Genomic DNA, 23,381 nt, shown 5'->3' on the forward strand with positions numbered 1-23,381 from the left:
TATGTCCCCTACGTTCGCCACTCCGTCCGCTAACGCAATCCCACTGATCTCGGTGAAAATCGATGACTTGGATGCCACACTTGCGAACCTACCAAACGCAGCAGCAAGCTGGCTACGCAACAGGGGGTTTAACGCCTCTATCGGCACTATCGAAGCGCTCCCGAATGCGGATGGCACAATCAAAGCTGTCTACGTTGGTATCGGGTCCAAGGGGCAATCACGCGTGCGGTTCGCAATCGCAGCAGGGGCTGCGAAACTACCTTCGGGAACATATGCGCTTGATACGATGCTGACGGGTTCTGCGCTTGATGAGGCTGCCCTTGGCCTCCTGTTAAGTCTCTATAAGTTTGACCGCTACAAGTCCGCGCCGAACAAGGACATCGCTTTTGTTGCACCCGCTGGTGTCGATGTTGCACGCATAGAAGCGCTCGCCGCGGGGGAATGCTTGACCCGTGATCTGATCAACACGCCTGCCTCTGACATGGGGCCAGACGAGTTGCAGCATGCTGCGACAATGTTGGCAGATCAGCACGGCGCAAGCTGCACGGTTATTCAGGGTGATGAGCTTCTTAATCAAAACCACCCGTTGATCCAGACCGTTGGCCGCGCTTCACCACGCGCGCCGCGTTTGATCGATATGTCATGGGGAACGACGGGTCCAAAGCTAACGCTCGTGGGTAAAGGGGTGTGTTTCGACACTGGCGGATTGAACCTGAAACCAGGTGCGTCGATGGGATTGATGAAGAAAGATATGGGCGGCGCTGCGACGGTCTTGGGGCTTGCGCATATGATCATGGCGCAGAAAACGCCGCTTCAACTTCGGGTCCTAATTCCTGCGGTCGAGAACTCGGTCGATGGGTCTGCGTTCCGTCCCGGTGACGTTCTCATCAGCCGCAAAGGCCTGAGCGTTGAAATCAACAATACCGATGCTGAGGGGCGTCTTGTTTTGGCCGATGCACTGGCGCTGGCAGATGAAGATAAGCCTGACCATATCATTTCAATGGCTACGTTGACGGGGGCTGCACGCGTTGCCGTCGGGCCAGACCTCGCGCCGTTTTACACAACCGATGATGCAATGGCGCGGGCCTTGCCGCAGGCCGCAGCTGAAACTGCTGACCCTGTTTGGCAGATGCCATTTCACGACCCCTATGAGGTCATGATCGAACCGCAGATCGCGGACCTCGACAATGCTCCAGCCGGCGGTTTTGCGGGGTCGATTACCGCTGCGTTGTTCTTGCGTCGTTTCGTGACCGACACGCCTTACACCCATTTTGACATTTACGGCTGGAACCCTGTTGCCGCCCCGGCACGTCCAAAAGGGGGCGCAGGAATGGGCGCGCGGGCAGTCCTTGCCGCTTTGCCAGAGGTCTTAGGTCTATGAGCGATCGCCGCCTAACGCCCGCCAACGAACGGGTCGCCGCAAGCCACCTTCGCGGCCAAGTGCAAGCCGACACCTTTGTCGACGGTGCGCCCGCAACCATCAAAGGTGTGGTCGTTGATCTTTGCGCACGACCTGCCGGAAAGCGTGACCGTCAGTTGCTGTTAGGTGCGGCCGTTGCTGTTTACGAACGACTGGATGGATGGGCGTTCGTGCAATCCAAACGTGACGGTTACGTGGGCTACATTCCCGAAACCACGTTGGGCGCACCGAAAACCACCACCCATCGCGTTTCGTCTCCGGCAACGCACGCCTACGAAACCGAGAGTTTCAAGTCGCGGGACCTACTTCACCTGCCGTTCGGCGCTGAGGTCGAAATTGTTAGTGAGCTGCACAAGTTCTTCGAAACGCCACTCGGGTTTATCCCCAAGAAGCACCTTCGCCCTGTCGATCAATTGTTTACGGACCCCGCGACCGTTGCGCAGTTGTTTTTCGGTGTTCCGTATCTTTGGGGTGGTAATTCCACCCGCGGGATAGACTGCTCAGGCTTGGTTCAGGCGAGCTACCACGCATGTGGGCATCTTTGCGCTGGTGACAGCGATATGCAGGCTGATGGGCTTGGCCGCGCGCTGAATACGGATGAGCCGTTGCAACGAGGCGATCTTATTTTCTGGAAAGGTCATGTTGCGATGATGGTCGATGCCGAAACCATGATCCACGCAAACGCGCACCATATGGCTGTGGTGTATGAAGGTCTGTCTCAGGCGACGCTGCGCATCAAAGCACAAGGGGATGGTGAAATCACGGCAAAGCGGCGTGTGCTTTAGTCTATCGCGCGGATTAATTTTCTTTCCAATACGCGCAGTACTTGCCGCAAGTCGTTCCCGCGCTTCAGGATTTGCCCTTCCATCCCAAGTACGACGTATTGCCCTTGCTTTAAGCGCATACTAGGGCGCTTTTCGATCCGATACATCGGATGTTCTGCGGTGCGCCGGAAGATGGAGAAAACCGCGAAATCTTTAAGGTGGGAAATCCCGTAATCACGGCACTCACCGGCAGCGACAAATCGCCCGTAAAGCGCTAAAATTACATTCAGCTCGGTCCGATGAAAGGCGGTTTGTGTCGGCGTTTGGTTCGGAAAAGGCGTCGGTGCATTCATACGACCAGAGTTGCGACTTCACTGCTCCAAATCAACCCCGCTTTTCGCTAAATTAGCTATGCCGTCAAAACACCGCGTCCCGTTCCAAATACCGCCATATTCGGGTGGCAAAACCAATCCATCGACAGCCCTCCGGAAGCACGTCTTTTAGCCCCCACCCAGTGCGCGCTTCCGGAGTGGCTTCGTAATCTCAAGAACAGTGAATCGAAGTGATCCGGTTGTCGGCACCAACGTTAAAGTTGATGCGATCTGGCCTGAAATCCATGGTCACAACTTGTCCTGGTCGAATAACGCGCACTTGACCTAAAAGCATCACACGTTCCAACGCAGTTGCATCCTGACCGAGAAGGTTGCTGTAGGCGCTAGCGTTGCAAGTGTCTTGCTGAGGCGTTGGCAAAGGGTCCACCGTTTGGGGTGGTGACACCGCTTCACAAGCAAAAAGAAACACAATCGGGGCCATCGCGAACAAATTTTTCATACCCGCATTATTCCCATCAAACTCAAGCGGCGCAAGACTAGGGATTGCATGGTGCATTTTCTTCCTCCAAACCTGTTTCACAAATATTGGAGGAAGTTTCATGCGTACACGCGCCGCCGTAGCACTTGCCGCAGGTCAGCCACTCGAAGTGATGGAGGTCAATCTTGAAGGCCCGCGCGCGGGTGAGGTTCTCGTTGAAATTAAGGCCACGGGTCTGTGTCATACAGATGAATTCACCCGCTCTGGCGATGACCCTGAAGGGATTTTTCCAGCTATCCTTGGCCATGAAGGTGCGGGCGTTGTTATTGAGGTGGGTGAGGGCGTTACGAGCCTCGAAGTGGGTGACCATGTTATCCCGCTTTATACGCCGGAGTGTCGTGAGTGCGAGTATTGCCTGAATCCGAAAACAAACCTGTGCCAGCAAATTCGCAGCACGCAAGGTGCTGGGCTTCTGCCAGATGGTTCGACGCGTTTTTCAATGCTAGATGGGACACCTATCCACCATTACATGGGCTGTTCAACGTTCGCCAACCATACGGTTGTACCTGAAATTGCGCTGGCCAAGGTTCGCAAGGACGCGCCTTTCGATAAGATTTGTTACATCGGTTGTGGTGTTACGACAGGCATCGGCGCGGTCATCAACACTGCTAAGGTCGAAATCGGCAGCACTGCGATTGTCTTTGGGCTTGGCGGAATTGGGTTGAACGTTGTGCAAGGTTTGCGACTTGCAGGGGCGGACCAGATTGTCGGCGTTGATCTGAACGACAATAAAGTGGAAATGGCAAAGCACTTTGGCATGACCGATTTTGTGAACCCATCAAACGTTGAAGGTGATCTTGTCGCGCATCTGGTTGAGCTAACGGGCGGCGGCGCGGATTACACATTCGATGCGACAGGCAATGTTCAGGTTATGCGGACCGCACTGGAAGCGGCGCACAAAGGGTGGGGCGAAAGCATCATCATCGGGGTCGCGCCGGCGGGTGCAGAAATTTCCACCCGCCCGTTCCAACTTGTGACGGGTCGCAGTTGGCGTGGGACCGCATTTGGCGGGGCGTCTGGTCGTACGGACGTGCCGAAAATTGTGGATTGGTACATGGATGGGAAGATCGAGATCGATCCGATGATTACTCACACCATGTCACTCGACGATATCAACAAGGGCTTTGATCTGATGCATTCTGGTGAAAGCATCCGTGGCGTCGTCGTTTACTGATATTTTTGTGCAGGTCCGGTGATTGATCGGACCTGCGCCGACTTAAACAGCGTAGCGCGCGAGGAATGTCTTCACTGCGCCCTTCACGATCCGCTCTTTCTGGGTGTCGTCAAAATCCAGATCCATGCTGAAAATCAAACGGGGAAACAGGTCTGCCTTGCAAAGTTCGCTGAATTGATCGGCGGCAAGTGTCAGATCATCAATTTCCAACTCATCACGTGAAATCGCGACCTTTAGAAAATCGACGAGTTTCTCACGCACCAAAGCGGGACCGCTTTGGTAAAACTCGCGTCCCAATTCAGGGAAGCGGTCACTTTCAGCGACACAAAGGCGAAATACGCGTTGGCCAAAGTCGGACGTGAAAAAGCAAACCATTTGCCAAGCCACATGCGTTAGAACTTTGCCAACAGGTTCGGACATATCGATGGTTTCTATAGCTGAATCCGCTTGGCGCACGCATTCGACCTTAGCGACTTCCATGAACAAGAGGCGCTTGTCGGGAAAGTAGCTGTAAAGCGTGGCTTTCGAAACGCCAGCGGCTTTCGCGATGTCATCGACGCTCGCGCCTTCAAAACCATCGCTCATGAAGATGTCGCGTGCACCTTCCAGCACTTGGTCGAACTTGCGCCCGCGCTTAACCGTTGGTTTTTCGTCCGTCATGAATTGTCTCCCTACCCTGATCTATAAACTGAACCGTTCAGATCGGGCAAGGAGGCGCTGTTCATTCCTGCTCGGAACATGCGTCATTCGTTACGTCAAACGACTGGCAATCCTTCGAAACAGTGGTTTCAGACACTGGCGGGAAGGTCAGGTTCGGGAGGGAGAATGAGATCCCGCCGGCCGCAGCTGATGAGGCGAGCATTACCGAAACGAGAGCGGAGAGGGCGACATTTTTCATTGGTCTATCCTTAGTTGGTGAACTTGATGTCCAGATATCTAAACTGATTCGTTTAGTTTACAATAGAAAAATGAACTAATCGGTTCACTTTGGGCTCTTGCAATGAACGCTCATCGCTATACATTAGAACCGTTCTAATTAAGAGGCTCGCAATGATCCCTGGAATATCGCACCGAAAACGCTTTTCAGACCTGTCCGAACAAGAGGTCGTCGCACTTGCGATCTCCTCAGAGGAAGACGATGCAAGGATCTATCGCAGCTACGCTGAGTTGTTGCGAAGCGAGTTTCCTGCGTCCGCTTCCGTTTTTGAAGGAATGGCCGCCGAAGAAGACGGTCATCGCCGCGCCCTTGTTGACGTTCACACGCGCCGGTTCGGGGAAACAATTCCCTTAATTCGCCGTGAACATGTCGCGGGTTTCTACGCGCGCCGCCCTGTTTGGCTTGTCGAAAACCTTGGCCTTGACCGTATCCGTGACGAAGCTCGCCAAATGGAAAGTGATGCGCAGCGTTTCTACGAAACAGCGGCGAAAACATCTACCGACGCGGCGACGCGGGTTTTGTTGGGCGACCTTGCTGCAGCTGAGGCTGGGCATGAAAAACGTGCTGGCGACTTGGTTACTGAGAACGTGAACACCGATGTGGACGCACTAGAAAAAGATGCTGCCCACCGTCAATTCGTTCTGACATGGGTCCAGCCTGGCCTTGCAGGTCTTATGGACGGGTCCGTGTCGACGCTCGCCCCAATCTTCGCGACGGCCTTTGCGACCCAAGACACTTGGACGACATTTCTTGTCGGATCCGCCGCGAGCATAGGTGCGGGCATTTCAATGGGCTTTACCGAAGCCGCGAGTGACGATGGCCAAATTTCCGGCCGCGGATCACCGATCAAACGCGGCATCTCTTCGGGAGTCATGACAACGCTTGGTGGCATGGGCCACGCGCTGCCTTACCTCATCACTGATTTTTGGACGGCAACACTCATTGCATTCGCTGTGGTTTTCATTGAGCTTTGGGCCATTGCTTGGATCCAAAACCGCTACATGCAAACGCCATTCTTTCGAGCTGCGTTTCAGGTGGTTCTGGGTGGCGCGCTCGTGCTGGCGGCAGGTATGATCATCGGTAGCGGCTAGAGGCTTTTGCATGTCAGGTTGCGGTGCTAAGCCTGTCGCATGATAGATATCTTCCTCCAAACGCTACCGTTTTTTGCACTTATTGCCTTGGGCTATGGCGCTGGGCGCACGGGCTTTTTCACACCAGAGGCAACGGCATATCTGACGAAGTTTGTATTCTACTTCGCGCTTTCAGCAATGCTGTTCCGTTTCTCGGCAAATCTATCCCTGCACGAAATTCTCGATTGGCCATATGTGTATGCCTATCTTAGTGGCGGCATGTTTGTTTATCTTTTGGCGACTGGCGTGGCGCTAATGCGCGGACGTGGCATCGAGGAGGCTGCGGTAGAAGCACAGTGCGCAGTCGTCGGGAACGTCGGATACCTTGGCGTGCCAATGCTGGTGATCCTACTTGGCGAACAAGCAATTGGACCGGTCATGTTGGCGCTGGCTGTTGACCTGATTGTGTTCGGATCACTGATCGTCATTCTAATTACCGGATCCCGTGATGGCCGCATGTCTATTGGTGTGTTGAAAACTGTCGGCGTTGGCCTTTTGAAGAACCCGATGATCGTCTCAATCACTCTTGGCCTGCTCGTGTCATCGTTAGGCTTACCAATTCCCAAGCCCGCCAACGAATTCCTTTCGATGCTCGGCGCGGCTGCCACACCGGGCGCGCTGTTCGCGATCGGCGCATCGCTTGCGACGAAATCGGCGGAGAAACTTGCAGTGGCGGGATGGTTATCGTTCGCAAAACTTATCTTGCACCCAAGCGCCGTCGCCTTCACCGCACTCGTGCTGTTTCAGGTTGATCCTTATGCTGCGGGCGTAATGATCACCGCTGCGGCCTTGCCCGTTGCAGGAAATGTCTACATTCTCGCCCAACACTACGGTGTTGCCCCCACGCGGGTTTCAGCGTCGATTCTCATTTCGACCGCTTTGAGCGTAATTACAATTTCTGCGGTAATCGCAGCCGTCACTTAGATGAAAGCCAATATGACAGATACGCCCCCCACCTATTCCGCACTGCCCCTACCAGATCGTGCCGGCTATGATGACGCACAAATGCTTGCCGAAGCAGAACGTTTCTACGCACACGTCAAAACCCGCCACTCCATTCGGGAATACACGGACAGACCAGTACCGAAAGCCGTGATCGAAGCCTGCGTTCTTGCTGCCGGAACAGCGCCGAGCGGTGCAAACCAACAGCCATGGCATTTCGTGGCGATCAATGATCCTGAAATGAAATCTGCAGTTCGTAAGGCCGCTGAGGATGAAGAAGAAAAGTTCTATAGCGGTGGCGGCGGTGACGCGTGGCTCAAGGCACTTGAACCTATCGGCACGGATGCATCCAAACCGCACCTCGACATTGCGCCATGGCTAATCGTCATTTTCGCTCAGCGTTGGGGCGAGCGGAATGGTGAAAGGGTCAAACATTACTACGTTCCGGAAAGCGTCGGCATCGCTACTGGTATGCTTATCACTGCGCTTCATACCGCGGGGCTGTCATGCCTGACGCACACGCCGAACCCGATGAAGTTCTTGAATGAGCTCTGCGACCGGCCAGAGAATGAAAAACCGATCATGATCCTCGCGGTGGGGCATCCAGCCGAAGACGCAACGGTTCCCGCAATTGCGAAGAAGAAAAAGGACTTAACGGACATCCTGACCACGTATGAAGGAAAAAGCTGATGGAAACTGTTTCAGAGAATGCATGTTTTGGCGGCGTTCAGGGGGTCTATAAGCATCGCTCTAGCGCAACCGGAACCGACATGACCTTCGCGGTCTTTATGCCTGAGGAAGCCAAAGACGGCCCCGTGCCGGTTCTATGGTTCCTTTCCGGCCTCACATGCACGCATGAGAACGCGATGACCAAAGCGGGCGCCCAGACATGGGCAGCTGAGCAAGGCATCGCAATTATTTTCCCCGACACCTCACCACGCGGCGAAGACGTGGCCGACGATGAGGCCTATGACTTGGGCCAAGGCGCGGGCTTTTACATCGATGCGACGCAAGAGCCTTGGTCTAAGAACTTCAAAATGTGGACCTACACCGCCGAAGAACTTCCAGCACTGATCGCCGAAAAGTTTGAGATCGACATGTCCCGCCAATCCATCACAGGCCATTCAATGGGGGGGCACGGCGCGCTGACAATGGCGATGGCATTGCCGGGCCGTTTCAAGTCAGTCTCAGCGTTCGCACCGATCTGCAACCCAACGCAAAGCGACTGGGGCCGCAAACAGTTCGCGGCCTATTGGGGCGACGAAACAAAATGGGGCCCGCACGACGCAACGCTTCTCATGAAAAGCGAAGGTTTTGATGGCCCGATGCTTATCGACACAGGAACGAACGACCAGTTCTGGGATCTCTTGGGTGCTGAAGCATTTGCAGCAGCATTTGCTGCGAAACGCCAAGAAGGGATAGTGCGGTTCCAAAAGGGATATGATCACAGCTACTTTTTTATCTCTTCATTTATGGAAGACCACATGAACTTCCACGCCGAGGCCCTTTGGGCGTGAGCATATACGTCGATGCAGATGCCTGTCCCGTAAAGGCCGAGGTCGAGAAGGTCGGCACGCGCCACGGCGTCCGTATGTTTGTTGTGTCTAACGGGGGGCTGCGCCCGTCCCAAAACCCGCTTGTTGAAACGGTTATTGTTCCTGACGGCCCCGACATCGCTGACATGTGGATCGCAGACCGCGCAGTCGTCGGTGATGTCGTAATCACAGGCGACATTCCTTTGGCTGCGAGATGTGTTGAGGCAGGCGCGCGTGTTCTCAAGCACAACGGTGAGGCCCTAACGCAGGCCAATATCGGAAACATCCTCGCGACCCGCGATCTGATGGCGGACATTCGCGCTGCTGATCCGTTTCGCCAAGGTGGTGGAAAAGCGTTTTCCAAAGCAGACCGATCCCGTTTCCTTGATGCGTTGGAACGCGAATTACGGACGGTTAAAACACTTTGACGTAACCGTGGTACTGTGTCGTCATCGAAATAATAAAGGAGCCAGCATATGACCGTCCAAGCGATCCTATTTGATATTGGAAACGTTTTGATTGAATGGCAGCCCGAACGGTTTTTTGACCGCGTTATCGGTGCTGAACGTAGCGCTGAATTCTTTGACGCCATTCAGCTTCACGAAATGAATGATCGGGTGGATAAAGGCGAGGTGTTTCACGACGTGATCGCAGAAACGATCGCGCTTCACCCTGATTGGTCGGACGAGTTGACCCTTTGGCGTGACCGTTGGATCGAAATGGCGTCACCGGCAATCGATCATTCTGTTCGGCTTTTGCGGGCATTGCGCCGCGCTGGGCATCCGGTCTTCGCTTTGTCGAATTTTGGCAATGAAACCTTCGCGATTGCAGAGCCTGAGTACCCGTTTCTCGAAGAGTTCGACAAACGCTACATTTCCGGCGAGCTGAAAGTCATCAAACCCGACGTCGCGATTTACGAGCATGTCGAAAACGATTGCGGGATTTCGCCAAGCGGTTTGCTTTTTGCGGATGATCGCCACGACAATATCGCCGCTGCAAAAGCGCGCGGTTGGCAAACGCACTTATTCAACGGACCCGCCGGATGGGCAGAACGTTTGGTTAAAGAGGGCCTGCTAACGCCAGAGGCAGCAAAATGACCGAGATTATTTCTTTCGAGGATGGTCAGAACGGTCTCGACTGGATCGCATTGACGGATGCTTTGGCGCGGGGCCATGAGCGACCCAAAGCCAACGTCGAAGACGTGTTTATGTATCGCGGCAAAGAGACATTGTTGAACCGGTCCGCATGGATTGATGGCATGGGCTTGGCCGTGAAATGCGCCACAATTTTTCCTGAAAACAAAGCACAGGGAAAGCCGATGGTTAACGGCGCTGTTAACCTGTTTTCTGACGATAGTGGCGAGTTAGAGGCGATCGTTGATTTCCATCTTGTAACCAAATGGAAAACGGCAGGTGATAGTCTTTTGGCGGCGCGGCGTTTGGCGCGACCGGACAGTGAAAACATTCTGATTGTCGGTGCGGGCACGGTCGGTCGTTCGCTTTGGGAAGCCTATTCAACGATCTTCCCAAATGCACAGTTTAGTGTCTGGAACCGCTCAACCGAAGGCGCAGAGCAGTTCGCAATAGACTGCAATGGAGTTGCCGTTGCTACGGACCTTGAGGCCGCCGTGAAAGCCGCCGATATTGTAACGTCGGCGACCATGACGACGGATCCAATCCTAAAAGGTTCGTGGTTTCGTGCGGGGCAACACATCGACCTGATTGGTGCCTACCGACCTGACATGCGCGAAGTCGACGATGAAGCGCTGCTGCGCTCGCGTGTATTTGTGGATAGCTACGCGACAACAATGGGCCACATCGGAGAGCTTAAGATACCGCTTGAGGCAGGTGTTATAACCGATGATCGTATCGTCGCAGACTATTACGAGCTGGATAAATTTCAGCGCCAGTCGGCGGATGAAATCACATTGTTTAAAAACGGCGGCGGCGCGCATCTGGATCTGATGACGAGCCGCCATATTTTGGATGTCTGGAAAGGGCAAAAGTAATGTTGGGTTGGATACTACCGCTATTGGTACTTGGCGGATTGGCGATATTGCCCCTTTTGGCAGAAAACCGTCGACATGGCGCCGAGGCATTTAGGGACAAAGCCCCTGGTAGATTTGCAAAGCTGAGCCAAGGCGTGACGCACTACCAATGGCTCGGCGAGGCCCGTGGGCCGGTGATTGTCTGTATCCACGGGCTGACGACCCCAAGTCCCGTTTGGTATGGTATCGCCGAGGGCCTAATACAGCTCGGCTATCGCGTTCTCGTTTATGATCTCTATGGACGTGGGTTTTCTGATGCGCCGCGCGGTGCGCAAAACGGGGACTTCTTCGCCAAGCAACTTGAAGACCTGCTAGAGCATCAAGGCATTTCAACGGACGTCACGCTCATGGGGTATTCAATGGGCGGCTCTATTGCTACGCATTTTACCAAGAAACACCCCGAAAGGGTGACGCGCCTCGTTCTGTTGGCGTCTGGCGGAATTTGGTTGCGGGAAGACAAGCTGACCGAACTTTGCCGCACAATCCCCTTCCTTGGTGATTGGCTGCACGCGACTGTCGCGACCCGCCGAGATCGAAAAGCGCTGCGGGCCCAGCTAGGGCAGACGTTCGACATCAAGGGTATCGTGGAACTCCAAATTGCCGAATATCAAAGCCGTGGTTTCCTGCGCTCTGTCTTGTCGAGTAGGCGACACATGCTCGACGATTTGCAAGAAGAAGCACATAAAACGATTGGGCGTGAAGGTGTCCCCGTCGTTGGGATTTGGGCCGAGAAAGACGAAGTAATTCCGTTGAAATCCCTCGGGACGTTGACGCAGTGGAATAGAAATTCACGTCAAGAAGTCATACCGGATTCAGACCATCGTGTTGGGTTTACCCATTCCGAGGAAATCGTGGACGTTCTACGATACGCGTTGCGAGATGCCGCTGGCTAACCAGAACTGCGGCCTAGGTCGCTTGCGCAATTCGTCGATCTTCGCGGATGGGCAAATGAATGATCGCTGAAAACGCGCCAATGCCGACACCGACCCACCAAACAGTCGTGTAAGAGCCGTACGCATCATAAAGGCGACCACCGAGCCAAACACCTAAGAAACTGCCAAGCTGGTGACTAAAGAACACGATACCGTACAGCGTTCCCATATAGCGCAGCCCATAAATATGCGCGACCAACCCGCTGGTCAGCGGCACTGTTGCAAGCCAAAGTGACCCCATCACAACGGAGAATATGATTACCGTCGTCGGTGTAATTGGTAACGCAATGAACAACGCTGCAGCGATTGTCCGGCCGGTGTATATGCCTGCGAGAAGATATTTCTTGGAATAGCGCTTACCAGCCCAACCCGCGAGAAGCGTGCCGACAATGTTGGCAAGCCCGATCAGCGAAATCGCCACGGCTCCAAGCGCGGACGTCGTGGTGATACCAATGTTATGTAGTGCGCCACCTGGCAAAATCGGACCGCACATTTCGGTAATCATTGCCGGAAAATGTGCCGTGATAAACGCGAGCTGGTAACCGCATGAAAAGAAGCCAAGGAAGATCAGCGTATAGGACGGATCGCGGAAGGCACGCGTAATGACTTGCCCGATGGATTCCTCCAACTCAAGCTTGGAGGCGGTGGACGGTGCACGCATCATCGGCAAAACCATGAGCGATGCGATGACCAAACCGGCGAACACAAGGAACACCGACTGCCATGGCATGAAGCTCAGCAAGAACTCTGCCATGGGCGCACCAAAGACCTGGCCTGCGGACCCGGCAGCGGTGGCGATGGCCAGTGACATCGATCGGTTTTCATCAGACGCCGCGCGGCCAACAACGGCTAAAATGACACCGAAGCCAGTCCCGGCAATACCAAACCCAACAAGCCAACCGTATGACTGGAGGCCGAACGGCGTGATTGCGTTTGCAGATAGCACAAGACCAATCGCGTAGATAATGGCCCCGATGATGATAGCCTTACGGTCCGTCAACCGTTCGGCCAGCGCGCCAAAAATCGGTTGACCGATTCCCCAAGCAAGGTTTTGGATCGCAATGGCGAGCGAGAACTCAGCCCGCGCCCAACCGAATTCGTCAGCAATGGGAATCTGGAACACACCGAAAGAAGCTCGCACAGCGAAGCTGACCATGATGATTACACAGCCTGCAACAAGGACGGGTGTGACGAGATTTGCTTGGCGTTCCATTGGGCGACTGTGATGGGGAAAAGCACCTTAGGTCAACTCGCGAATTGTGATGGGTGGGATCACAGATAGCGGTTTGATTGCGACTATCGAGCCAAAGACACCACGACGCGGATTGCGGGGGGCGCATTGGGTGACTAACAAGGCGGCATGGGAACGGTCCAAGAAGAATATGAACGCCGCGTAGCCGCAGCTGAGTTGCACGATGATCCGGTGCAACGTGCCGCACTCGTATCATTGGAACGCGTGCGGGTTGCGTTATTGGATGTACCTGTTGCACCCAAAAGCGGATGGTTCCGCAAAGCTGCGCCAGTTCAGGGACCGAAGGGCCTATATCTTTGGGGCGGTGTGGGGCGTGGCAAATCCATGCTTATGGATCTGCTCTACGAAACGGTTGAGCTTCCAAAGCAACGCAGTCACTTTCACGCATTTATGCAATGGGTCCACGCGGCGATTGCGCAAGCCCGAAAAGATGGTGTTGAGGACGCAATTGCACCTGTTGCTGCAGACTTGGCGGCGCGTGTACGGTTTCTGGCGTTTGACGAAATGCAGATTTCGGACATCACTGATGCTATGATCGTCGGGCGCTTGTTTGAAGCGCTGTTTGCCGCTGGCGTTGTCGTTGTTACGACGTCCAATCGCGTTCCGGATGATTTGTACAAAGACGGTTTAAATCGACAGCTTTTCCTCCCCTTCATTGCGCTTCTGAAAGATCGGATGGAAGTGCACGAGCTTGCAAGTGAGTTGGACTACCGGCAGTCATTCCTTGAGGGCGCGCAAAGTTATTTCACACCGAACAATGCTGAGGCACGCGAGAAAATTGAGGCAACGTGGCAGCAATTGTCTAGCGGTTCTGCTGAGAAACTGACGCTTAAGATCAAAGGGCGCGATGTTGTCCTACCCAAATTCGACAACGGTGTCGCGCGCGCCAAATTTCATGATCTATGCGGTGTGTACTTGGGTGCAGCGGACTATCTTGCGATAGCTGAAACTGTGCGGGTTCTCGTGCTCGAAGATATTCCGCGGTTGGGGCGCGCGAACTTCAACGAGGCAAAACGGTTCGTTACCCTGATCGACGCACTCTATGAGGTGAAGGTGCAACTGATCGCCTCTGCCGCTGCCGAACCCGAGATGCTTTACCTCGAAGGGGAAGGGGTGTTTGAATTCGAACGTACCGCCAGTCGCCTACGAGAAATGCAGGGCGTCGACTGGGGCAAAGCCTAGGCGTCCAGTTGTGGAATAACGAGACGCTGACCAACACGAATGCGGTCGGGGCTAGAAAGCAAACCTTTGTTTGCCTCAAAGATCGTCTCGAAATGTTCAATTGAGCCAAAAAACTTAATCGAAATCGCACCAAGGCTGTCACCGCTTTGAACAGTATAGAACCGTGCTTCAACGTCGTCGGTTGCGCGTTGAACGACACGAATTTCCATACCCGCGGTGTTGTCAGGGGAGACTTCTGGAATTTCCGGAGCTTCGCCACCGGAAGCGATTTGCGCCTGTGTTACGATATTGTTCAGCAACACATGTGTATCTACGCGCCCGTCCGATGTGACGAGAATTTCGGGAACAGCCACTGTCCCTGCCGCTGCGGCCGCGTTAACGATCATGTCGATGCTCTCGTCAGTTTCGCCTGCCTGCAGTGCTGCGATCACGATCGCCTCGAGGGTATCACTTTCTTCCAGAACCGAACGATGGCCTGTCGCCGCTTCGATGCCAGCTAAGATATCGGACGTCGACTCACGTTGCGCCTGACTGTTTGTGGTTACGGTTTCGACCCCTGCGAACCCCAACTCGGCAAGCACGTTGTTGGTCATGTCTGACAAACGTGTGTCGTCTGTGTTGGGCCGTGCAACGTCGATCCGACGCGGGGCCTCTACCAAACCTGTGGCGGGGTCCGTGGTTAGTGGGGCTACGGCAACGGCTGCCTCTGTCAAAGCCGCCAAGTCAGGTGTTGCGGCACGAGTGACTTCTACACCCGCCTCGATCGGTGTGCCTAACCGATCGCCTGCGACCTCTTCGCCCTCGGTAAATGGGCGAAAAATAATGAGACCACAAATAATAAGCGCGAACAAAAACATAGCAACGGTGGTGCGGATCATGAAAGAAGCCTCAAAAGGAATTAACCGGGGTTTTGTGAGTTTTGAATGGTCAGACCAGCGTGTGCCCACGCCTGAATGCCACCACGAAAGTAGAATAGTTTTTCGGCTGGGTAACCTGCCGCCAACAAGCTTTCAATCGCTGTTGGCGCATCATCTGACCAAGGCCCGCCGCTATAAAACGCCAGTGCCATCGCTTGGGAAAAATCTAGGTTCTCAGCATCCTGCCCTACAGCGCCAAGTGCGCGAAGGATGTCAGTGCGAAAACGATTGTCAGGTGCAAGCGTGGGGAGGGGAACGTTAACTGATCCAGGGATCGACCCCGTTGCGTAGTCAGCCGGTGCACGCGCGTCGATCAATAGGCCGGTGCCTCCAGTGACTTGCCCTTCCAAGAAGGTTAGCACTTCAAGCTCAGCAAAGGTATTAACACCGTTTGCCACTACAAGGGGTTGGAGGCAGTGCGGTGGGCATGCGCGAGAGGTCAGTGCATATTCGCCGCGCAACGTCGCGTTGGTGTTTTGGTCGCGTGTCACGGTGAAAGCCTGACCATTCAGGGTAAACGAACTGTCTGACTTAAACGTCGTAATCCGCACATCTTGCGCCATTGCAGTGCTTGCGAAGATGCAAAGCGCGGCCGTTAGAAATGGGTAATTCATCTTCGGCCTCTCTTCATCTCGTTGCACCAAGGTTGTTCGTGGGGCGCGCTCTTTTGTTGATCCAGTGACGTGAGCGCACCCCAAAAAGCGCCACTGGTTTCGCCTGCGTTTTGCGAAACGGCGCTGAAATAAGTGCCGCCTCGCCCTGCCAAAATCGTGTCGGTGCCTACGGTTTTAGGCTGCCGAAATAGAAACCCAATCAATGTGGGCAGCACATCGAATGGGGTATGAAAATTCATCGGTCATTGCGTTGCCGCATCCGTTGAAAGGCCGGACGTTGACCAAACCAACATGCCGCCGCGGTAGTATCCGATTTTTTCAGTGGGATAACCGGCTGCTAGAAGGTCAGTAATAAGCGTCGATGCATCTTGTGTTGCAGGGCCTGCATCGAAAACCACCAGTGACATTGCGTCCGTAAAGTTAAACACGCCTTGGAATTGCTCAGCACCTAGCGCCATCAAGATCTCGTCGCGGTACGGGTTTGTTGGGGCGACGGTCGCAGCTGGAATGTTGACTGATGCGGGAATGAACCCCAATGCACGGTCAGCTGGCAGGCGTGCGTCAATCAATAGCCCTTCGCCGGACTCAACCTGATTTGATAAAAAGTCGATGACCTCCAGCTCGCCCATTGTCGGCACGTTTCGTGCGACAACCATTGGTGACAAGCAGGGGCTCGGGCAGGTTGCTGAGGTTTGGGAAAGCGCTGTGATCGTTGTTTGGTCGATCGTACTGGCACGTGAGATCGTAAATTCCTGCCCGTTGAACGTGAATACCGCATCAGCCGTAACTGGGAGTAGCTCAGCCGCACTGGCGGTAGAGATCGCCATCAATGTGCAAGCCAAAACCGTGCGTTTCATCCCTCGTCCCCCAACGAATAGCGCTAAATCTTGTGGCAAAGTTGGCAAGCCAGCGCTCAGATAGATTTGGAAGCAATATATAGAGGTATCGCGAATCACTCGTCAAAGGAAAACGTGAAAAGTGATTCGTTTTTCCTAAGGGTGAGTCTATTTGCTCGCGGAATGGGCGTAAGAAGGAAGGCTTCCAAGCAGCGCGACACCACCACAATCGAGGTTCTGAGACCCCGCAGGGAAAACCGGAAAGCGTGTGTATCGGCTGATCATACTGTCCGTATGCCATACGTTATTAACGCAGAGGTCTTGCGCGTTTGTTCCTGAATTGAAGCCAAACCCAGGGTCTCCACAATCATCGGCACGCCCGCCAGCATTCCACGATTGGCCCTTTTCGCTGTCGTGCATCCCGCCCGTCGGAAAGACCATACCTCGCGGATCAAAGCTGAGGTTCCAGCTTGTTGTCGGGGCCAGCTGGCGCATGTCCCATGTCCCCAACGGCACGTCGTCTTTGAAGCCAACAATAAAGAATGCCGAAATATCATCATGCGTAAGAAGCGAGCGGTTCAATACAGCATCAGGCACGCTCATGGTGCCCTCCATGCGATAGCCGTTGTCACCTTCCCAGCAGAACTCAAAGTCAGCAGCCTGCAAAGGAAGCGCAAGCGTGGTAAGAATTGCAGCAAGCCGGATCATACGTTTTCTCTCATTACATGGCCGGCAAAATACAGTGATCCGCAAATTAGAATGCGCGCATTTGGTTCCGTCGCCAAAATCGCGTCCAAGGCAATGTCTAGGCTTTCAGCAGTCGTCGCACTGATACCTGCAGACGTCGCGGCGTCTGCTGTTGTTTGTGCCGGAAGCGTATTCGCCTCGCCGGGAATAGCGACTGCAATAAGGGATTGGACGTGCGGCGCGAGGGGCGTCATAAAACCTGCTACATCTTTGGTGTTCAACATGCCGCAGATTACATGGGTTGGGCGCTTGGGTAGCGTCGCTAGTGTTGCCGAAATCGCTTTGCCCGCCGCGGGATTGTGTCCGCCATCAAGCCAAAGCTCGGCAGGGGCACAGCGTTCCACTAAGGGGCCTGTCGTCAGGCGTTCCATACGTGCAGGCCATGTCGCATCTGTGAGGGCCGCTTCGCAGGCTGACTCGTCTGCCCCGAGGTGGCGAAGTGCTGCGAGGACCGCGCCCGCGTTCTGAACTTGGTGGGGTCCGCGAAGTGCCGGTAAGGGCAGATCGAGCAAACCGGTTTCATCTTGATAGATTAAACGGTCCCGTTCTTGAGAGACATGAAAATGCTGTCCATACGCGATCAGTGGCGCGCCAAGACGTGCGGCTTTTGTCTCAATAACATCCATCGCATCGTCGTGTTGTGGCCCGACGATACATGGCACGCCGCGCTTGATGATGCCCGCCTTCTCAGCGGCAATTTCCGGCAATGTGTCACCCAAGAACTGCTGATGGTCGAGGTCGATAGGGGTGATGATACTTAGCGCTGGGTCGATGACATTGGTGGCATCCAAACGTCCGCCAAGGCCAACCTCAAGCAAAGTGTAATCCGCAGGCGTTTCCGCGAAGGCGAGGATCGCGGCGCAGGTCGTGATCTCGAAATAGGTGATGGTTTCGCCGTTGTTGGCTGCGTAACAGCGGTCCAACGCTTCGGTCAGTGCCTCTTCGGAAATCAGCTGCCCTGCAAGACGGATGCGTTCGTGAAAGCGTGCCAAATGGGGGGACGTGTAGGCGTGAACACGCTTTCCTTGCGCCTCAAGACCTGCGCGGATCATGGCTTGCGTTGACCCTTTACCATTGGTGCCCGCAATGTGGATGACGGGCGGCAAGCGGCGTTCGGGATTGCCGAGCGCGTTTAGGAGCCGCCACATGCGATCCAACGTCAGATCAATGATCTTAGGGTGCAGCGCCATCATACGTTCGAGGATCTGGTCAGATTTCTGGGTCATGAAGAGCTCCAGTTTGAGCAGGGGGCTAGTTTACAATCTCGAACGCGTCGTCGAGCGCGACATACAGGTTTAATCCTTGGTCGCGCTTTCTGCCTCTGCAGTTTTTTCAGGCTCAGCTTGATCGGCCTCGTCTGGCGCGGGCAACTCACCTGCAACCACAGGATCAAGTCCCATCAACATGCGCGTGATCGTGATAAGCTCATCACGCATTTTGCCACGTTCTGTTACACGGTCGAGCATCCCGTGATCGAGCAAGTACTCGGCACGTTGGAAACCTTCGGGCAGCTTTTCACGGATCGTCTGTTCAATAACACGCGGGCCCGCAAAGCAGATCAATGCGTTCGGCTCAGCGATATGAACATCACCCAACATCGCATAAGACGCCGTGACGCCACCTGTCGTCGGATGCGTAAGCACGACGATATAGGGTAGGTTCGCTTCCTTAAGCATCTCAACGGCGACAGTTGTGCGCGGCATCTGCATGAGGGACAAAATCCCTTCCTGCATGCGCGCACCGCCAGCGGCTGAAAACAGTACCAGTGGACGCTTCATTTCAACAGCACGTTCAGCAGCAGCGATAATCGCGTTGCCGACATACATGCCCATTGAGCCGCCCATAAAGCTAAAGTCCTGCGCCGCGGCAACAATTGGCGTTCGGCCAATTTCACCTTCAGCGACAAGCATCGCTTCTTGCTCGCCGGTTTTCTTTTGCGCGCCTTTCATCCGGTCCGGATATTTTTTCTGATCGCGGAAGTTTAATGGGTCAGATGTCGGTGCAGGAACGTCTACTTCAACGAAAATTCCACCGTCAAACAATGCAGTGAAACGGTCGCGTGGCGTAATCGCCATGTGATGGCCGCAAGACGTGCAAACATTCAGGTTTTCAGCCAATTCGCGGTGAAACAGCATCGTGCCGCACTCGGTACACTTGGTCCAAAGGTTTTCGGGTACTTCGCGACGTGAGAAGATAGAATTGACGCGCGGACGGATGTAGTTGGAAATCCAGTTCATGGGACCCTCTTTTGGTGTTGGAAATGAGATAAGCTGACGTGGCGCGAATTGCAATCAACGCCGTATCGCCAGACGGGCACAAAGCCAGACTGTGATAAGCATCAGCGCCTCAAACGGTATCCAAGGTTCCCAAGCAAGGCCGTACATTGGCCAAACGAACAATGCGGCACCATAAAGCCAAGTATCCGCAGCGAGAATAACCATTGCACCGACATTGTTGATGAAGTGAATAGCAAAGGCGGGCCCAAGTGTGCCAGAACGTGCGGTCAGATCAGCACAGACGAGACCAAGGCAGGTCGCCCAAACGACGTAGGCCCAAGCTGAATAGGGGACGGTTAACGGGTCGTAGTGGATCAGTCCGAACAAGAAAGATGGAATGCCCATCCAGATGATCGGGTGGCGTGATAGTGCCGCAAAATGGCTTTGCAGGTAGCCCCGAAACACCAATTCTTCTGCGCTGATTTGCACAAAGATCAGCGGAAGGATCGCAGGAAGAAGCAAAAGCCAGCGCACAAAGTCAAATTGTTGTTCCGCTTCGGGTTCAAACAAACTCGGCAAGATGAGAAGTGCATAAATTGGCAACAAATAGAGACTAACACGCCAAAATTCAGCCCAAGCGGTGGCGAGAGGCCCGATGAGTTGTCGTAAAGCGATGCCATGAATGGCACGTGATGCTGTCAACAATAGACCCGTGTAAATTGCGAAAGTCGCTAAGGTCCAACGCACCGCCGCTGGAGTGCTGGCATAGGTAAATTCGTCAATTACGGCTGGATTAGAGACTATATTTGGAGATTGAGCCCACATTGCATAGATCGAAAAGAAAACAATTTGGAACCCGTACCAAAGGATGGCCATGACAATCCCGAGATAAACCCAGTTTGCCGTACCTGTGAATGCTGCAGCGCGCATTTGCATGGGGGCATAACGGTCAGGCAATCGTATTACCCGCCTGGGTAAGGACCGTGCGAACTCGGCTTAACTCAGTTGTGCGCACCAACAGGTAGTCTCGCAAATGGGTCGAGATCACGAACACGCCAAGCCCTGCCGATGAGATCGGCGTTACCGCAGACATGACGACGCCCGGTTCATCAAGTGCTGCGAGCATATCAACCCTCAATGCGCTCCAGCCGGTGTCAGCTTCGGTTGGTGTTCCAGACGACAGGCACACGATAGACAGCTCGTCATCTGCACGTGTGATGCTCACTAATCCGGTTTGATCGATCCAAGCGGGAATAGGTGCATCGGCGGGTAGTCTGGTGATGGCATAATCGCCAGAAAGGAGGGTGAAAGTGAGTTTCATAGCGTCAGAGTGCCGCGTGCGCATCCGCATGCCAAGTCTATTGAACCTTGAAGACCCCGCGTTGGCGAATTAGACCGTTTCCGAACAGATTTTCCGAAGGATAATGCGATGACTGCGAACCGCACTGATAAGACAAACCTGCCAAGCCGCCACGTAACCGAAGGGCCTGCGCGCGCGCCGCACCGGTCTTACTTCTACGCGATGGACCTGACAGAAGAGCAGATCAATCAGCCCTTCGTCGGCGTGGCCACATGTTGGAACGAAGCCGCACCGTGTAACATTGCCCTAAATTGGCAGGCACAGTCCGTGAAACGTGGTGTGAAAGAAGCGCAAGGTACGCCACGCGAATTCACGACGATCACCGTTACCGACGGTATCGCGATGGGCCATGAGGGTATGCGCAGCTCACTCGCATCGCGTGACGCGATTGCGGATACGGTTGAACTCACAATGCGCGGCCACTGCTATGATGCGATCGTCGGTCTTGCTGGCTGCGACAAATCCTTGCCCGGTATGATGATGGCGATGGTGCGTTTGAACACGCCATCTGTGTTCATGTACGGCGGGTCGATCCTTCCGGGTTCACATGAGGGCAAAGACATCACCGTTCAGGATATGTTTGAGGCCGTGGGTAAATACCAAGCGGGCCAAATGTCTGATGCAGAACTCGCCGTGCTTGAGCGCGTTGCATGCCCATCCGCGGGTGCCTGCGGCGGTCAGTTCACGGCCAATACAATGGCCTGCGTTTCCGAAGCAATTGGGCTTGCGCTGTTGAACTCCTCAGGCATGCCAGCACCATATGAAGACCGCGCCAAGTACGGCGAAGCCTCTGGTGAGGCGGTCATGAACCTGATCTCCAAGAACATCCGCGCCCGTGATGTTGTCACGCGCAAGTCGCTTGAAAACGCTGCGCGCGTTGTTGCTTGTACGGGTGGTTCGACTAATGCTGGCCTGCACCTTCCGGCGATTGCCCACGAAGCTGGCATCGATTTCAACCTTTTTGATGTCTGCGACATCTTCAAAGACACACCTTACTTCGTCGACCTTAAGCCTGGTGGCCAATACGTCGCCAAAGACCTGTTCGAGGTTGGTGGCGTTCCTGTCGTTATGAAAGAATTGCAAAAGGCTGGTCTGTGGCACGACGATTGCATGACTGCGAGCGGCAAGGTCATTGGCGAAGAGCTCGACATGATCAAAGGCGAGGCTGACGGCAAGGTAATCTATCCAGTAAAGAACCCGATCACCGAAACCGGTGGCGTTGTTGGCCTTAAGGGTAACCTCGCGCCTGAAGGTGCGATTGTGAAGGTTGCCGGTATGTCTGAGGACGAGCAGTCCTTCACCGGCCCTGCACGCGTATTCGAATGTGAAGAAGACACGTTCGCAGCGGTTAAGGCCCGCGCCTATGAAGAAGGCGAAGTACTGGTTATCCGTAACGAGGGCCCATCCGGTGGTCCGGGAATGCGTGAAATGCTGGCAACAACTGCTGCACTGTCCGGTCAGGGCATGGGCAAGAAGGTGGCACTTATCACGGATGGCCGTTTCTCTGGCGCGACCCGTGGGTTCTGCGTCGGTCACGTTGGCCCAGAAGCCGCGCACGGCGGGCCGATTGGTCTGCTGAAAGACGGCGACATGATCACAATCAACGCAGTCACTGGAGAGCTGTCCGTTGACCTAAGCGATGATGAGCTTGCGAAGCGCAAATCTGAATGGGCTGGCCCGAGAGAGACAATCTATGCGTCAGGCGCTCTGTGGAAGTACGCCCAACTTGTTGGTGGCGCGCTAAACGGTGCGGTGACCCATCCGGGCGCGAAAGAAGAACGCCACATTTACATGGATCTGTAAGGATCATGTCTGTGCGTTTGTGTGTTTTTGGATTGCTTTTGATTGGCCTCGCAGGTTGCGAAAACATCGAAGGTGTGGCGGGTAACGTCGCTGATCAATTGGCCAGCGTCGGTGCTGCACCTGACGCCACGAATGAAGGTATTCGCACGTTATCGCTTTTGGGTGGTGATGTGCGTGCCCGCGGCCCAGAGGCGTACTGCGTCGATCAAGGCGCAAGCAACGCGCGGCGTGGCTTTGCCGTGCTTGCTGGTTGTGCCCTATTGTCCGATGACGTAGCGTTAATGCCATCACTCGACGGCTTGATTACGATTCAATTTGGCGATGAAGACACGGCGAGCGTTGCAGGCAACGAAACTGCATTTGCGCAGTTCCTTGAAACAGAAAACGGTCGTGCTTTGTTGGCAGGCAGTGGCGATCTTGCGAATGTCGCTGAAGTGAGCACAACGACCAGCGAAACGGGTGTTCTGGCGCGGTTCGAAGATACCTCAGGCCCAGTGTTTGCAGGGACAAGCGGCCCGCAATGGCGTGGCTTCCAAGACATCAACGGGCGCCTTGCGACGATCTCAGTGCTAAGTTTTGATCGCAATGCACTAAGCCGTGGTGAGGGTGAACGTTTGTTGACCGTCGCAATGGATGAACTGGGCGAAGTTAACGCACAGGTTGTAGTCGCCGAGGCCGAGGACGAAGAAAACCGCTGATATTG

The 23,381-nt window shown here is 54.5% G+C and carries 27 protein-coding genes; 14 read left to right on the top strand and 13 right to left on the bottom strand.

Annotation, left to right across the window (positions count from 1 at the left end):
- Position 1: 1 nt before the first annotated feature.
- Complete coding sequence (locus OSB_RS00490) at positions 2–1,381, top strand: leucyl aminopeptidase family protein (protein WP_049833133.1); 1,380 nt, start codon at positions 2–4, stop codon at positions 1,379–1,381.
- Positions 1,378–2,205, top strand: a complete 828-nt coding sequence (locus tag OSB_RS00495) for a C40 family peptidase (protein WP_049833134.1) — start codon at positions 1,378–1,380, stop codon at positions 2,203–2,205. The genes OSB_RS00490 and OSB_RS00495 overlap by 4 nt, the downstream gene beginning before the upstream one ends.
- Here OSB_RS00495 and OSB_RS00500 read toward each other — a convergent pair.
- Positions 2,202–2,537, bottom strand: coding sequence for a DUF2794 domain-containing protein (locus tag OSB_RS00500; protein ID WP_049833135.1), 336 nt, complete (start codon positions 2,535–2,537; stop codon positions 2,202–2,204). The two genes, OSB_RS00495 and OSB_RS00500, sit on opposite strands and share 4 nt — an antisense overlap.
- A gap of 190 nt (positions 2,538–2,727) precedes the next feature.
- Positions 2,728–3,117: an I78 family peptidase inhibitor gene (locus OSB_RS00505; RefSeq protein ID WP_234967410.1), complete on the bottom strand. Its 390-nt coding sequence runs from the start codon at positions 3,115–3,117 to the stop codon at positions 2,728–2,730.
- Here OSB_RS00505 and OSB_RS00510 point away from each other — a divergent pair.
- Entirely contained in the window at positions 3,116–4,228 is a 1,113-nt protein-coding gene (locus OSB_RS00510) for an S-(hydroxymethyl)glutathione dehydrogenase/class III alcohol dehydrogenase (protein WP_049833136.1), read from the top strand. The genes OSB_RS00505 and OSB_RS00510 overlap by 2 nt on opposite strands.
- 42 nt (positions 4,229–4,270) lie before the next feature.
- Here the strand turns inward: OSB_RS00510 and OSB_RS00515 are convergent, their stop codons facing one another.
- Together OSB_RS00515 and OSB_RS16655 are read right to left on the bottom strand one after the other, a co-directional pair.
- Entirely contained in the window at positions 4,271–4,888 is a 618-nt protein-coding gene (locus OSB_RS00515) for a TetR/AcrR family transcriptional regulator (RefSeq protein WP_049833137.1), read from the bottom strand.
- A gap of 61 nt (positions 4,889–4,949) precedes the next feature.
- Positions 4,950–5,126 (bottom strand): hypothetical protein, encoded by a 177-nt coding sequence (locus OSB_RS16655; RefSeq protein ID WP_158454097.1) that lies wholly within the window; start codon positions 5,124–5,126, stop codon positions 4,950–4,952.
- A gap of 152 nt (positions 5,127–5,278) precedes the next feature.
- On the opposite strand from OSB_RS16655, the gene mbfA reads away from it, so the two are divergent.
- Genes mbfA through OSB_RS00555 form a run of 8 tightly spaced genes read left to right on the top strand, consistent with a single transcriptional unit; the run spans position 5,279 to position 11,712 of the window.
- A complete protein-coding gene (gene mbfA / locus OSB_RS00520) occupies positions 5,279–6,256 on the top strand; it encodes an iron exporter MbfA (protein ID WP_049833138.1) in 978 nt (325 codons plus the stop codon).
- Positions 6,257–6,295: 39 nt separating this feature from the next.
- Positions 6,296–7,219, top strand: a complete 924-nt coding sequence (locus OSB_RS00525; protein WP_049833139.1) for an AEC family transporter — start codon at positions 6,296–6,298, stop codon at positions 7,217–7,219.
- A gap of 12 nt (positions 7,220–7,231) precedes the next feature.
- The gene (locus OSB_RS00530) at positions 7,232–7,927 is read left to right on the top strand and encodes a nitroreductase family protein (protein WP_049835987.1); all 696 of its coding nucleotides are present in this window, start codon (positions 7,232–7,234) and stop codon (positions 7,925–7,927) included.
- Entirely contained in the window at positions 7,927–8,754 is an 828-nt protein-coding gene (fghA, locus tag OSB_RS00535) for an S-formylglutathione hydrolase (RefSeq protein WP_049833140.1), read from the top strand. Before OSB_RS00530 ends, fghA begins: the two co-directional genes overlap by 1 nt.
- Entirely contained in the window at positions 8,751–9,200 is a 450-nt protein-coding gene (locus OSB_RS00540) for a YaiI/YqxD family protein (RefSeq protein ID WP_049835988.1), read from the top strand. Before fghA ends, OSB_RS00540 begins: the two co-directional genes overlap by 4 nt.
- Before the next feature lie 48 nt (positions 9,201–9,248).
- The gene (locus OSB_RS00545) at positions 9,249–9,869 is read left to right on the top strand and encodes an HAD family hydrolase (protein ID WP_049833141.1); all 621 of its coding nucleotides are present in this window, start codon (positions 9,249–9,251) and stop codon (positions 9,867–9,869) included.
- Positions 9,866–10,780, top strand: coding sequence for an ornithine cyclodeaminase family protein (locus tag OSB_RS00550; RefSeq protein ID WP_049833142.1), 915 nt, complete (start codon positions 9,866–9,868; stop codon positions 10,778–10,780). The genes OSB_RS00545 and OSB_RS00550 overlap by 4 nt, the downstream gene beginning before the upstream one ends.
- Positions 10,780–11,712 (top strand): alpha/beta fold hydrolase, encoded by a 933-nt coding sequence (locus tag OSB_RS00555; protein WP_049833143.1) that lies wholly within the window; start codon positions 10,780–10,782, stop codon positions 11,710–11,712. The genes OSB_RS00550 and OSB_RS00555 overlap by 1 nt, the downstream gene beginning before the upstream one ends.
- Before the next feature lie 13 nt (positions 11,713–11,725).
- Here OSB_RS00555 and OSB_RS00560 read toward each other — a convergent pair whose 3' ends face one another.
- Positions 11,726–12,964 carry an MFS transporter gene (locus OSB_RS00560; RefSeq protein ID WP_049833144.1) on the bottom strand — a complete coding sequence of 413 codons (1,239 nt, stop codon included), beginning with the start codon at positions 12,962–12,964 and terminating at the stop codon, positions 11,726–11,728.
- 147 nt (positions 12,965–13,111) lie between these two features.
- Between OSB_RS00560 and zapE the strand changes: the two genes are divergently transcribed.
- Positions 13,112–14,185, top strand: a complete 1,074-nt coding sequence (gene zapE / locus OSB_RS00565) for a cell division protein ZapE (protein WP_049833145.1) — start codon at positions 13,112–13,114, stop codon at positions 14,183–14,185.
- Here the strand turns inward: zapE and OSB_RS00570 are convergent.
- The 8 genes from OSB_RS00570 to OSB_RS00605 all read right to left on the bottom strand — a co-directional run bounded on the left by OSB_RS00570 (position 14,182) and on the right by OSB_RS00605 (position 20,836).
- On the bottom strand, positions 14,182–15,063 hold the full coding sequence (locus OSB_RS00570; protein ID WP_049833146.1) for a LysM peptidoglycan-binding domain-containing protein: 882 nt from the start codon (positions 15,061–15,063) through the stop codon (positions 14,182–14,184). The genes zapE and OSB_RS00570 overlap by 4 nt on opposite strands.
- A gap of 20 nt (positions 15,064–15,083) precedes the next feature.
- Positions 15,084–15,716 carry a rhodanese-like domain-containing protein gene (locus OSB_RS00575; RefSeq protein WP_049833147.1) on the bottom strand — a complete coding sequence of 211 codons (633 nt, stop codon included), beginning with the start codon at positions 15,714–15,716 and terminating at the stop codon, positions 15,084–15,086.
- Between the two features lie 242 nt (positions 15,717–15,958).
- Positions 15,959–16,573: a rhodanese-like domain-containing protein gene (locus OSB_RS00580; protein ID WP_049833148.1), complete on the bottom strand. Its 615-nt coding sequence runs from the start codon at positions 16,571–16,573 to the stop codon at positions 15,959–15,961.
- Between the two features lie 147 nt (positions 16,574–16,720).
- Entirely contained in the window at positions 16,721–17,260 is a 540-nt protein-coding gene (locus OSB_RS00585; RefSeq protein WP_049833149.1) for a hypothetical protein, read from the bottom strand.
- On the bottom strand, positions 17,257–18,525 hold the full coding sequence (locus OSB_RS00590) for a bifunctional folylpolyglutamate synthase/dihydrofolate synthase (protein WP_049833150.1): 1,269 nt from the start codon (positions 18,523–18,525) through the stop codon (positions 17,257–17,259). The genes OSB_RS00585 and OSB_RS00590 overlap by 4 nt, the downstream gene beginning before the upstream one ends.
- 69 nt (positions 18,526–18,594) lie before the next feature.
- Positions 18,595–19,536, bottom strand: a complete 942-nt coding sequence (accD, locus tag OSB_RS00595; protein ID WP_049833151.1) for an acetyl-CoA carboxylase, carboxyltransferase subunit beta — start codon at positions 19,534–19,536, stop codon at positions 18,595–18,597.
- A gap of 54 nt (positions 19,537–19,590) precedes the next feature.
- Complete coding sequence (locus OSB_RS00600; RefSeq protein ID WP_234967409.1) at positions 19,591–20,472, bottom strand: CPBP family intramembrane glutamic endopeptidase; 882 nt, start codon at positions 20,470–20,472, stop codon at positions 19,591–19,593.
- Positions 20,465–20,836, bottom strand: coding sequence for an ACT domain-containing protein (locus tag OSB_RS00605; RefSeq protein WP_049835989.1), 372 nt, complete (start codon positions 20,834–20,836; stop codon positions 20,465–20,467). The genes OSB_RS00600 and OSB_RS00605 overlap by 8 nt, the downstream gene beginning before the upstream one ends.
- A gap of 108 nt (positions 20,837–20,944) precedes the next feature.
- On the opposite strand from OSB_RS00605, the gene ilvD reads away from it, so the two are divergent.
- Together ilvD and OSB_RS00615 are read left to right on the top strand one after the other, a co-directional pair.
- Positions 20,945–22,678 carry a dihydroxy-acid dehydratase gene (gene ilvD, locus OSB_RS00610; protein WP_049833153.1) on the top strand — a complete coding sequence of 578 codons (1,734 nt, stop codon included), beginning with the start codon at positions 20,945–20,947 and terminating at the stop codon, positions 22,676–22,678.
- A 5-nt stretch (positions 22,679–22,683) separates the two neighbouring features.
- Positions 22,684–23,376 carry a hypothetical protein gene (locus tag OSB_RS00615; RefSeq protein ID WP_049833154.1) on the top strand — a complete coding sequence of 231 codons (693 nt, stop codon included), beginning with the start codon at positions 22,684–22,686 and terminating at the stop codon, positions 23,374–23,376.
- The last annotated feature ends 5 nt before the right edge of the window (positions 23,377–23,381 follow it).

Source organism: Octadecabacter temperatus (assembly GCF_001187845.1).
GTDB lineage: Bacteria > Pseudomonadota > Alphaproteobacteria > Rhodobacterales > Rhodobacteraceae > Octadecabacter > Octadecabacter temperatus.

What these genes read in the sequence shown, in the direction of transcription:
- accD (WP_049833151.1), bottom strand. Translation starts at nt 19,536, where the DNA reads ATGAACTGGATTTCCAACTACATCCGTCCGCGCGTCAATTCTATCTTC.
- ilvD (WP_049833153.1), top strand. Translation starts at nt 20,945, where the DNA reads ATGACTGCGAACCGCACTGATAAGACAAACCTGCCAAGCCGCCACGTA.
- OSB_RS00550 (WP_049833142.1), top strand. Translation starts at nt 9,866, where the DNA reads ATGACCGAGATTATTTCTTTCGAGGATGGTCAGAACGGTCTCGACTGG.
- zapE (WP_049833145.1), top strand. Translation starts at nt 13,112, where the DNA reads ATGGGAACGGTCCAAGAAGAATATGAACGCCGCGTAGCCGCAGCTGAG.
- OSB_RS00585 (WP_049833149.1), bottom strand. Translation starts at nt 17,260, where the DNA reads ATGATCCGGCTTGCTGCAATTCTTACCACGCTTGCGCTTCCTTTGCAG.
- OSB_RS00495 (WP_049833134.1), top strand. Translation starts at nt 1,378, where the DNA reads ATGAGCGATCGCCGCCTAACGCCCGCCAACGAACGGGTCGCCGCAAGC.
- OSB_RS00500 (WP_049833135.1), bottom strand. Translation starts at nt 2,537, where the DNA reads ATGAATGCACCGACGCCTTTTCCGAACCAAACGCCGACACAAACCGCC.
- OSB_RS00545 (WP_049833141.1), top strand. Translation starts at nt 9,249, where the DNA reads ATGACCGTCCAAGCGATCCTATTTGATATTGGAAACGTTTTGATTGAA.
- OSB_RS00590 (WP_049833150.1), bottom strand. Translation starts at nt 18,525, where the DNA reads ATGACCCAGAAATCTGACCAGATCCTCGAACGTATGATGGCGCTGCAC.
- OSB_RS16655 (WP_158454097.1), bottom strand. Translation starts at nt 5,126, where the DNA reads ATGAAAAATGTCGCCCTCTCCGCTCTCGTTTCGGTAATGCTCGCCTCA.
- OSB_RS00615 (WP_049833154.1), top strand. Translation starts at nt 22,684, where the DNA reads ATGTCTGTGCGTTTGTGTGTTTTTGGATTGCTTTTGATTGGCCTCGCA.
- OSB_RS00575 (WP_049833147.1), bottom strand. Translation starts at nt 15,716, where the DNA reads ATGAATTACCCATTTCTAACGGCCGCGCTTTGCATCTTCGCAAGCACT.
- OSB_RS00490 (WP_049833133.1), top strand. Translation starts at nt 2, where the DNA reads ATGTCCCCTACGTTCGCCACTCCGTCCGCTAACGCAATCCCACTGATC.
- OSB_RS00560 (WP_049833144.1), bottom strand. Translation starts at nt 12,964, where the DNA reads ATGGAACGCCAAGCAAATCTCGTCACACCCGTCCTTGTTGCAGGCTGT.
- OSB_RS00525 (WP_049833139.1), top strand. Translation starts at nt 6,296, where the DNA reads ATGATAGATATCTTCCTCCAAACGCTACCGTTTTTTGCACTTATTGCC.
- OSB_RS00530 (WP_049835987.1), top strand. Translation starts at nt 7,232, where the DNA reads ATGACAGATACGCCCCCCACCTATTCCGCACTGCCCCTACCAGATCGT.
- OSB_RS00555 (WP_049833143.1), top strand. Translation starts at nt 10,780, where the DNA reads ATGTTGGGTTGGATACTACCGCTATTGGTACTTGGCGGATTGGCGATA.
- OSB_RS00570 (WP_049833146.1), bottom strand. Translation starts at nt 15,063, where the DNA reads ATGATCCGCACCACCGTTGCTATGTTTTTGTTCGCGCTTATTATTTGT.
- OSB_RS00505 (WP_234967410.1), bottom strand. Translation starts at nt 3,117, where the DNA reads ATGAAACTTCCTCCAATATTTGTGAAACAGGTTTGGAGGAAGAAAATG.
- OSB_RS00515 (WP_049833137.1), bottom strand. Translation starts at nt 4,888, where the DNA reads ATGACGGACGAAAAACCAACGGTTAAGCGCGGGCGCAAGTTCGACCAA.
- OSB_RS00605 (WP_049835989.1), bottom strand. Translation starts at nt 20,836, where the DNA reads ATGAAACTCACTTTCACCCTCCTTTCTGGCGATTATGCCATCACCAGA.
- mbfA (WP_049833138.1), top strand. Translation starts at nt 5,279, where the DNA reads ATGATCCCTGGAATATCGCACCGAAAACGCTTTTCAGACCTGTCCGAA.
- OSB_RS00510 (WP_049833136.1), top strand. Translation starts at nt 3,116, where the DNA reads ATGCGTACACGCGCCGCCGTAGCACTTGCCGCAGGTCAGCCACTCGAA.
- fghA (WP_049833140.1), top strand. Translation starts at nt 7,927, where the DNA reads ATGGAAACTGTTTCAGAGAATGCATGTTTTGGCGGCGTTCAGGGGGTC.
- OSB_RS00580 (WP_049833148.1), bottom strand. Translation starts at nt 16,573, where the DNA reads ATGAAACGCACGGTTTTGGCTTGCACATTGATGGCGATCTCTACCGCC.